7 protein-coding genes are annotated in these 7884 nt (G+C 32.6%); 6 read left to right on the plus strand and 1 reads right to left on the minus strand.

The window, feature by feature from the left end; all coding sequences use genetic code 11:
* Position 1 precedes the first annotated feature (1 nt).
* From FZ940_RS00140 to FZ940_RS00165, 6 genes are read left to right on the plus strand one after another with little or no spacing between them, the layout of a single operon-like run.
* Positions 2-658 carry a transglutaminase-like cysteine peptidase gene (locus FZ940_RS00140; RefSeq protein WP_107793188.1) on the plus strand — a complete coding sequence of 219 codons (657 nt, stop codon included), beginning with the start codon at positions 2-4 and terminating at the stop codon, positions 656-658.
* On the plus strand, positions 655-2604 hold the full coding sequence (locus tag FZ940_RS00145; RefSeq protein WP_148821067.1) for a bifunctional diguanylate cyclase/phosphodiesterase: 1950 nt from the start codon (positions 655-657) through the stop codon (positions 2602-2604). The genes FZ940_RS00140 and FZ940_RS00145 overlap by 4 nt, the downstream gene beginning before the upstream one ends.
* Positions 2605-2607: 3 nt before the next feature.
* The gene (locus FZ940_RS00150) at positions 2608-4746 is read left to right on the plus strand and encodes a type I secretion system permease/ATPase (RefSeq protein ID WP_054196398.1); all 2139 of its coding nucleotides are present in this window, start codon (positions 2608-2610) and stop codon (positions 4744-4746) included.
* A gap of 2 nt (positions 4747-4748) precedes the next feature.
* Complete coding sequence (locus tag FZ940_RS00155; RefSeq protein ID WP_087579856.1) at positions 4749-6215, plus strand: HlyD family type I secretion periplasmic adaptor subunit; 1467 nt, start codon at positions 4749-4751, stop codon at positions 6213-6215.
* Positions 6215-6706, plus strand: coding sequence for a DUF5416 family protein (locus FZ940_RS00160; protein WP_148821068.1), 492 nt, complete (start codon positions 6215-6217; stop codon positions 6704-6706). Before FZ940_RS00155 ends, FZ940_RS00160 begins: the two co-directional genes overlap by 1 nt.
* Before the next feature lie 18 nt (positions 6707-6724).
* Entirely contained in the window at positions 6725-7363 is a 639-nt protein-coding gene (locus FZ940_RS00165; RefSeq protein WP_148821069.1) for a response regulator transcription factor, read from the plus strand.
* Between the two features lie 208 nt (positions 7364-7571).
* Here the strand turns inward: FZ940_RS00165 and FZ940_RS00170 are convergent, their stop codons facing one another.
* Positions 7572-7820 carry a hypothetical protein gene (locus tag FZ940_RS00170; protein WP_021090800.1) on the minus strand — a complete coding sequence of 83 codons (249 nt, stop codon included), beginning with the start codon at positions 7818-7820 and terminating at the stop codon, positions 7572-7574.
* Positions 7821-7884: the final 64 nt, after the last annotated feature.

Raw genomic sequence — 7884 nt, forward strand, 5'->3', positions numbered from 1 at the left:
CATGAGGGTCAAGACAAATTTTTGGACGCTTATAGCAAGCGTCCTTTTTTTATTATTAGCAAATGCTATTGGAGATTTTATAAAATCAACAACTATAGCAAAGGTAGCTAAAATTTATGGAGAAGATGCAAGAAGAAGGGCTTCTGCTCTAAATTCTTTAATGGCTTCATTGCAAGATGCAACTGAACAAGAGAAATTAATAAAAGTAAATGACTTTTTTAACTCTTTTAGATGGGTTGATGATATGCAGCTTTGGCACAAAAAGGATTATTGGGCTACTAGAATGGAATTTATAGGAAAAGGTGCTGGTGACTGCGAAGACTATGTTATTGCAAAATATTTTACACTAAAGCAGTTAGGAATTCCAACTCAAAAATTATACTTCACATATGTTAAAGCCCTAAGATACAATCAAGCTCATATGGTTTTAGCATACTACGATACACCAAAATCTATTCCATTAATTTTAGACAACATAAATGGTAAAATAAAAATCGCAACTCAAAGAACAGACCTTGTTCCAGTTTATAGTTTTAATGGTGATTCGCTATACTTGGCAAAACAAGAAGGTCTTGGTCAAGCAATACCAGGTGGAAATAAAAAACAAAATCCTAAGTGGATGGAACTAATAGATAGGATAGGAAAAGAGGATTTATGACGCTATTTAAACAAATTATGATCGCCGTGATAACTTTTGGTATCATGATTTTTGTGGCTGTTGGCTACTTAAATTTTAAGAGCCTAAATGGATATATTAATGACCAGCTTGGTGAAAACGCAAGACATACAGCAAATTCGCTTGGACTTGCTTTAAAGCCTATTATCGATCCAGATGACATGTCCTTGGCTCAAACAATGATAAATTCTATGTTTGACAGCGGTAGATACAAGCTTATTAAACTTGAAGATGTTGATGGCAAGGTTCTTATTGAAAATTCTCAACAAACTGTTGTTAAAGATATTCCCGAGTGGTTTTACAAAATAGCCAAGTTTGAAGCGCCAATAGCAGATAGCGAGATTATGACTGGCTGGGCAAAATTTGGCACGCTTTATGTTCAAGGTAGTACCGCACTAGCCTATAATGAGCTTTATACCAACTCAAAAAATATTTTTAATTTTCTTCTTCTAATGATAATTGTCACTCTTGTGGTGGCATATTTCGCTCTAAAAGCTATTTTTAGACCGCTTATGAAGGTTCAAGATCAGGCTGAGGCTATACTTGATAATAAATTTATCATTCAAAAAAGAATTCCATTTACAGCCGATCTTAAAAAAATGGTTCTAGCTATGAACTCTATGGTTAGTAAGGTAAAAGACATTTTTGAGAGAGAGGCGGCCACACTCAGTAAATATCAAGATCTTTTATATAAAGATACAATGAGTGGTGCTAATAACAGAAGATTTTTTCAAACTAAATTTAGTGAGTATCTAGCTAGTGAAGAATATTCAAGTGGTGTTGCTTTACTTGTTAGTTTTAAAGATCTAATAAATTTAAAAAGTACGCTTGGCTTTGAAAAATGGCAAAGCGTTGTAATGAAAATAGCTCAAATTTTACAAGAAAAATCAATTCATAATGATAAAAATGCGATTGTTGCAAGGCTTAACGATAATGATTTCATTGTACTTTCGTATGGTAGAAATTCATCAAATTTCTTGGCTCTATGTGATGAAATTATGAACGAGTTTAAAAAGCTTTATGCAAATTTTGCACTAAATGATAGCGAGTATCCAGTAAATGCTGCGATAGTTGAGTATTCGCCAAATACTGATATCAAGACACTTCTTACTTCAGCTGACGTTACATTGGCTAGCTCAAGACTTGCTGGTAGCTTTACATATAAGGTATTTAATGAAAATCAAAATACTTTAGTGATTGGTAAAGAGAAGTATAAAGAGCTTATTTTTGACTCAATAAAAGAGGATGAATTTAAATTTGCAGCTCAAAAAGTGATTGATCTTGATTCAAATTTTGAGCAGTATGAGCTTTATTTGAGGCTTGTTGATAAAGATGGTGTATGGCGTATGGCCTCATATTTCATGCCGATGGTAAATGAGTTAAATTTAGGTGCAATGCTTGATCTTCATATCTTAAATAGGGTAGCCAGAATTTTACCGGAGAATATCCTGCCAAGTGGCAATTTAGCCATAAATTTGGGAAAAGAGATATTAAACTCAGATGAAAATTTTTCAAAACTTGAAGCTACACTTAAAAAGATAAGTCAGATTTCGAAATATAAAAACTATATAGAAATTCCAAATAAAGACGATATTAGCATAGAAAGTATAGTTAAGCTTACTAAAAAATTAAAAGAACTTGGCTTTGGATTTGGTTTTGACCACTTCGAGCTTAACGCAAAAGGTATCGAGAAACTAAAAGAATTTAACCCTGATTATGTAAAAATTCAGTCAAATGTCTTGATTGACTTCTTAAGTGATAAGTCAGGGGTAAACACAAAACAATCACTTGATGTTGTTTTAAGCTCAAAAGACATTATTTTGATCGCAATCGGTGTTGAAAGCGAAGAGCAGAAGAAAAAGTTAATCGATCTTGGCATTAAAAATATGCAAGGAATTTATATAGATGAAATTAAGAACATTGGATGATAGATGCATAGTGATAAGATAAAAGATGAGCTGCTTCAATGTTTGGTTATTTTTACCAAGCTTCATAATAATCCATACAGCGCTGATGCTTTAACTATTGGCTTGCCAGTAAAAGATGGCGATGAGATTGAGCTTTTTTCACTTAAAAGCTCAAGGTCTTTATTTTCTCGTGCTGCTTCTCGTGCTGGCTTTGCTTCTACTCTTGTAAGAAAAGATCTTGAACAAATCTCTCCTTTAGTTTTACCTTGCATTTTAATGCTTAGAGGCAAAAAAGCTTGCATATTGCAATCTTTTAGTAAAGATAAAAAGACAGCAAATATCATAACACCAGAACTTTCAACTGGTACTAGTGCGATAGAAATAAGTAAATTAAAAGAAGAATATTTAGGCTATGCATACTATCTAAAGCGCGAGTTTGTTCCAGAGGATACTAGCTCAACAAAGCTAATTGATGCGGGTAATGACCACTGGTTTTGGGGAACTCTAAAACGTTCAAAAAAGATTTATTTTGATGTTGTTCTTGCAAGTTTTATTATAAATTTATTTGTTCTTGCTAGTCCGCTTTTTACGATGAACGTATATGACCGTGTTGTGCCAAATAATGCGGTTGAGACACTTTGGGTCTTAGCACTTGGTGTAAGTGTAGTTTATGGTATAGATCTTTTTTTAAAATTTGTAAGATCATATTTCCTTGAGATTGCTGGCAAAAAGAGTGACATCATAATGAGCTCTATTTTATTTGAGCGCGTTATGGATATGAAATTTAGCAATAAACCAAAATCTGTTGGCTCATTCGCTAGTAATCTAAAAGAGTTTGATACGGTTAGAAATTTCTTCTCGTCAGCCTCATTGGCAGCCATTGTCGATCTTCCATTTGCGATCATTTTCTTGATAGTTACTTATTTTATAGGAAGCTATATTGTACTCGTGCCAATTGTTATTATGATAGCTATTTTATGTTATACATTTTTTATAAAAGATCCACTTCAAAATGCTATTAAAAGTACATTTGAGGCTTCAGCTATAAAAAATGGAATTTTAATAGAGAGCCTTAGCAGTCTTGAAACCATCAAAACTCTTGGTGCTAGCGGACATATACAGTGGAACTGGGAAGAGGCAACCGGTGAAATAGCAAATAGAAGCATTAAATCAAAAATTATCACAACTTCGATAACCACTGTTACATCTTTTTTAGTGCAATTAAATACTATTGCCATCATCGTTCTTGGTGTCTATATGATACAAGATACACATCTTACAATGGGTGGTCTTATCGCTGCGGTTATGCTTAGCTCTCGCGCTATCGCTCCTATGGGACAGGTGGCTTCACTTGCTGCAAATTTTGAGCAGACAAAAACAGCATATCAAAGTCTTAGCAAGATTATGCAAATGCCTGTCGAAAGGCCAGAAGGTAAAAAATTTGTTAGAAGAAATTCTTTTGATGGAAAGATTGAGTTTAAGAATGTAAGCTTTACATATCCAGATACCACAAAAGGTTCGCTTGATAGGATAAATTTTGTTATTCAGCCAGGTGAAAAAGTTGGCATTATAGGCAAAAATGGCTCTGGAAAAACTACTTTACAAAAGCTCATTTTGGGACTTTACTCACCAACTGAAGGCTCAGTGCTAATAGATGGTATTGATATTAATCAAATTGATCCAGCCGATCTTAGGCGAAACATCGGCTACGTTCCGCAAGATGTTGTGCTTTTTAAAGGAACGGTTAGAGAAAATATTGTTCAAAAAGCGCCATATGTTGATGATATTCAGATTATAAAAGCAGCCAAAGTAAGCGGAGTTGATGAATATGTAAATGCTCATCCGCTTGGATTTGACATGCCGGTCTTTGAAAGAGGCGATGGCATAAGTGGTGGACAGCGTCAAAGCATAGCTGTGGCTAGGGCATTTTTATTAGATAGTCCTATTATTTTGCTTGATGAGCCAACAAATTCTCTTGATAATACAGTTGAAAATAAGTTAAAAATAAATTTAAAGACAAATACAGCAAATAAAACGATGCTGCTTGTCACACATAGGACGTCGATGCTAGATCTTGTTGATAGACTTATAGTTATGGACAATGGCAAAATTTTATTGGACGGACCAAGAGATGAAGTTTTAGCAAGACTTAGTGGGAAGTGATCATGCAAGAAGATATCAAGAATAAACAAAATGAAAATCCAAAAACTGAAAAAAGATTAATTTCTGAAAATAACATAAAAGAACAAGAGGAAGCTAGTAATAAAATTTTAAATAGTGTAGATGATATAAAGTCGAATCTTCAAACAAAAAATTATGATGCTTATGATTTGAAATTTATGTCAAGTCTTTCTGAGGCTGTTTTGGCCAAAGCCCCATCTACATCTAAAAAGATACTCTATACGGTTGCTATAACTATGTTTTGGCTTCTTGTTTGGGCTTCCTGGGCACAAATAGATGAGATCACAAGAGGTAGTGGTAAGATCATCCCGTCTGGAAAAAACCAAGCGATACAAAATCTCGAAGGCGGTATAGTCGATCAAATTTTTGTAAAAGAGGGTGATGAAGTTAAGAAAGATCAAATTCTAATAAGGCTAGATAATAAAAATTTTACGAGTAGTTATGGCGAGTCAAAACTAAGACTTGATGAACTTCAAGCAAAATTTATGAGACTTGATGCTGAGGCGAATGATAAGGAATTTGACTACGATGAAGCTAGAGATGCGAACAATAGCAAAGCCATAAGATATGAGCTAAGTTTGCATAGTTCAAATATCGATCACTTAAATGAACAGATAGGAATTTTAACAGAGCAAATTCATCAACGCCAGAGCGAGTTGGTCGAACTAAAAAATAAAATTTCTCAAACTCAAAATAGCTATAATCTTGTTCTAAAAGAAAAGGCCATTATGGAGCCAATCTTTAAAAAAGGTCTTGTTAGTGAGGTTGAATACATCCAGCTTCAAAGACGTGTAAATGATCTAAGAGGCGAGCTTGATGCTGCTGTTCTTGCTGTACCAAGAGTTGAATCAACTATAAAAGAAGCGAAAAACAAGATCGAAGAAGCAAAACTTGCTTTTAAAAATAATGCAAAAAAAGAGCTAAATGAGGTTTCGGCAGAGATCGCAAGGATAAATGAATCACAAATCAGCCTAAGCGATAGAGTGGAAAGAACATATGTAAGATCTCCAGTAAATGGTATCGTCAGTAAAATGATGGTTCATACAGTATCAGGAGTTATCAAGCCTGGTGAAAATATTGCCGAGATCGTTCCTCTTGAGGATAAACTGGTTGCCGAAGTAAAAGTAAAACCAGCCGATGTTGCATTTTTGAGGCCTGGGCTTGATACGATGGTTAAATTTACGGCCTATGATTTTAGTATTTACGGTGGTTTAAAAGGCAAAGTAACGCAGATTAGTGCCGATACAGAGACTAATGAAAAAACTGGCGAGAGCTATTATTTGGTCAGGATAGAAACTGAGAAAAATTATCTTGGTAGCGAAGAAAAACCGCTTAGAATAAAAGTTGGTATGATAGTCTCAGCTGATATCATTACCGGCAAAAAGACAATACTTGATTATTTATTAAAGCCTATTTTAAAGGCAAAACAAAATGCTTTAACGGAGAGGTAATGGGCAAGATCGCTTTTTATGATAAGAAATTCGGTGAATATGAGATTGAAAAATTTCAAACTTTACAAAATTTCTATCTCATAAAAGATGATCATTGCTGCGATATAGTTAATGATGAAATTGAACGATTTAAATTTAGTGATTGTGAAATAGAATTTTTACAATTAGTAGATGTTGCTAGTAGACATAAAAAACTATTTGAAAATATAAAAATTCAAGATGATATAGTAAGAAGCATTAAAATTTTAATAAAAGGCTATGACCAGAGTTTGGATAAATTTGACTTTGATCCTGGAATTTTAAATTTAAATACCCCTTATAAATATGCTATATCACAAGATTTTTTTGAAATGACTATTTTTTTAGAAGAAAAACCTTCTATGGTTACTAAATTTTTATCATCGATAGATTACAAGATACATAAAAATGGCGAAAGTCGTCACGTAGAATTTTTTATAAATAATAAAAAAATTTATGAAAGAATCATATAAATAATCCAAGGAAAGGTAATGCAAGTTATTTTATTTACACAAAATAGTGCATTAAACAATATTTGGAGAAGCTATTTTACTGGCAATAGCGATGTGAAATTTATACATAATAGAAAAGAGTTTTTTTCTCATATAAATGATGATGTTGATATTATAGGCATTGATATTGAAGTTTTTAAAGACAATATTGATGATGTTATAAAAAATATAATTGAAAATTCCCCAAATATAAAAATACTCATACTCTCAAATAGGCCAACGATAAACGAAGGCAAGCATCTACTTACGCTTGGAATCAAGGGCTATGCAAATTCCCACATGAGAAAGACACACTTTGAAGATGCTTTTGAAACTATTTTTAATGGAAATATATGGCTTTACCAAGAATTTGTTCAGGCAATGATTAGTGAGCTAACCGGCTCATATATTAATAGTGAAAGTGAAAAGGCAGATAAAAGGACTGACCTCTCTGAGCTTAGTTCAAGGGAAAGAGAAATTGCAGATTTAATCTATCAGGGTCTAACAAATAATGAAATTTCAGAAAAAACAGGCATTACACTAAGGACGGTCAAGGCACATACAAGCTCAATTTATAGTAAGCTAAATGTAAAGGATAGAATAGGACTTGTGCTTTTAATGAAACAGCTTGACGCATAAAATCTTGATTTATTTTTGTGAGAAATTTAAGACCCTTCTTCAAAAACTATAAATTTTTATACATCCGACCATAACAAATACATACACAACTTTTACTAGCTGAAGAATACAATAAATATAAAATTTTTAAATAAAAAATAATTTGCTAAAATCTTAAATAAAAAATTCTAGCAAATTTATTAATAGCTGAGATAAGAAACCAGAAACTTTAGTCTTCCAAATCGATATCTACTTTTTCGACATTTGTTATGATGTCTTTTGTATTTTTTTCGATATCGTGTTTATTTTTTTCAATAAGTGATCTATTTTGTCCAATCAAATCCCTATTTTCCTTAATGCCATCACTATTTTGTTCAATTAATTTGCTAAGAGTTGATATTCTTTTTTCATAACGTATCATTAGAAAATAAATTACGTAAATTAGTAATAAAATTATTGCCCAAGGTAAAAATTGCATATTAAATCCTTATATATTTTTTGTAATTATAGAAATTTTAGCTTTTAAAAAAAATAAAACCATA

This window comes from Campylobacter concisus, assembly GCF_902460415.1.
GTDB classification, from domain to species: Bacteria; Campylobacterota; Campylobacteria; order Campylobacterales; family Campylobacteraceae; genus Campylobacter_A; species Campylobacter_A concisus_Y.

Bases quoted from the DNA above. Each gene is read 5' to 3' on its own strand.
- FZ940_RS00170 (WP_021090800.1), bottom strand. From the start codon at position 7,820: ATGCAATTTTTACCTTGGGCAATAATTTTATTACTAATTTACGTAATT.
- FZ940_RS00165 (WP_148821069.1), top strand. From the start codon at position 6,725: ATGCAAGTTATTTTATTTACACAAAATAGTGCATTAAACAATATTTGG.
- FZ940_RS00150 (WP_054196398.1), top strand. From the start codon at position 2,608: ATGCATAGTGATAAGATAAAAGATGAGCTGCTTCAATGTTTGGTTATT.
- FZ940_RS00155 (WP_087579856.1), top strand. From the start codon at position 4,749: ATGCAAGAAGATATCAAGAATAAACAAAATGAAAATCCAAAAACTGAA.
- FZ940_RS00140 (WP_107793188.1), top strand. From the start codon at position 2: ATGAGGGTCAAGACAAATTTTTGGACGCTTATAGCAAGCGTCCTTTTT.
- FZ940_RS00145 (WP_148821067.1), top strand. From the start codon at position 655: ATGACGCTATTTAAACAAATTATGATCGCCGTGATAACTTTTGGTATC.
- FZ940_RS00160 (WP_148821068.1), top strand. From the start codon at position 6,215: ATGGGCAAGATCGCTTTTTATGATAAGAAATTCGGTGAATATGAGATT.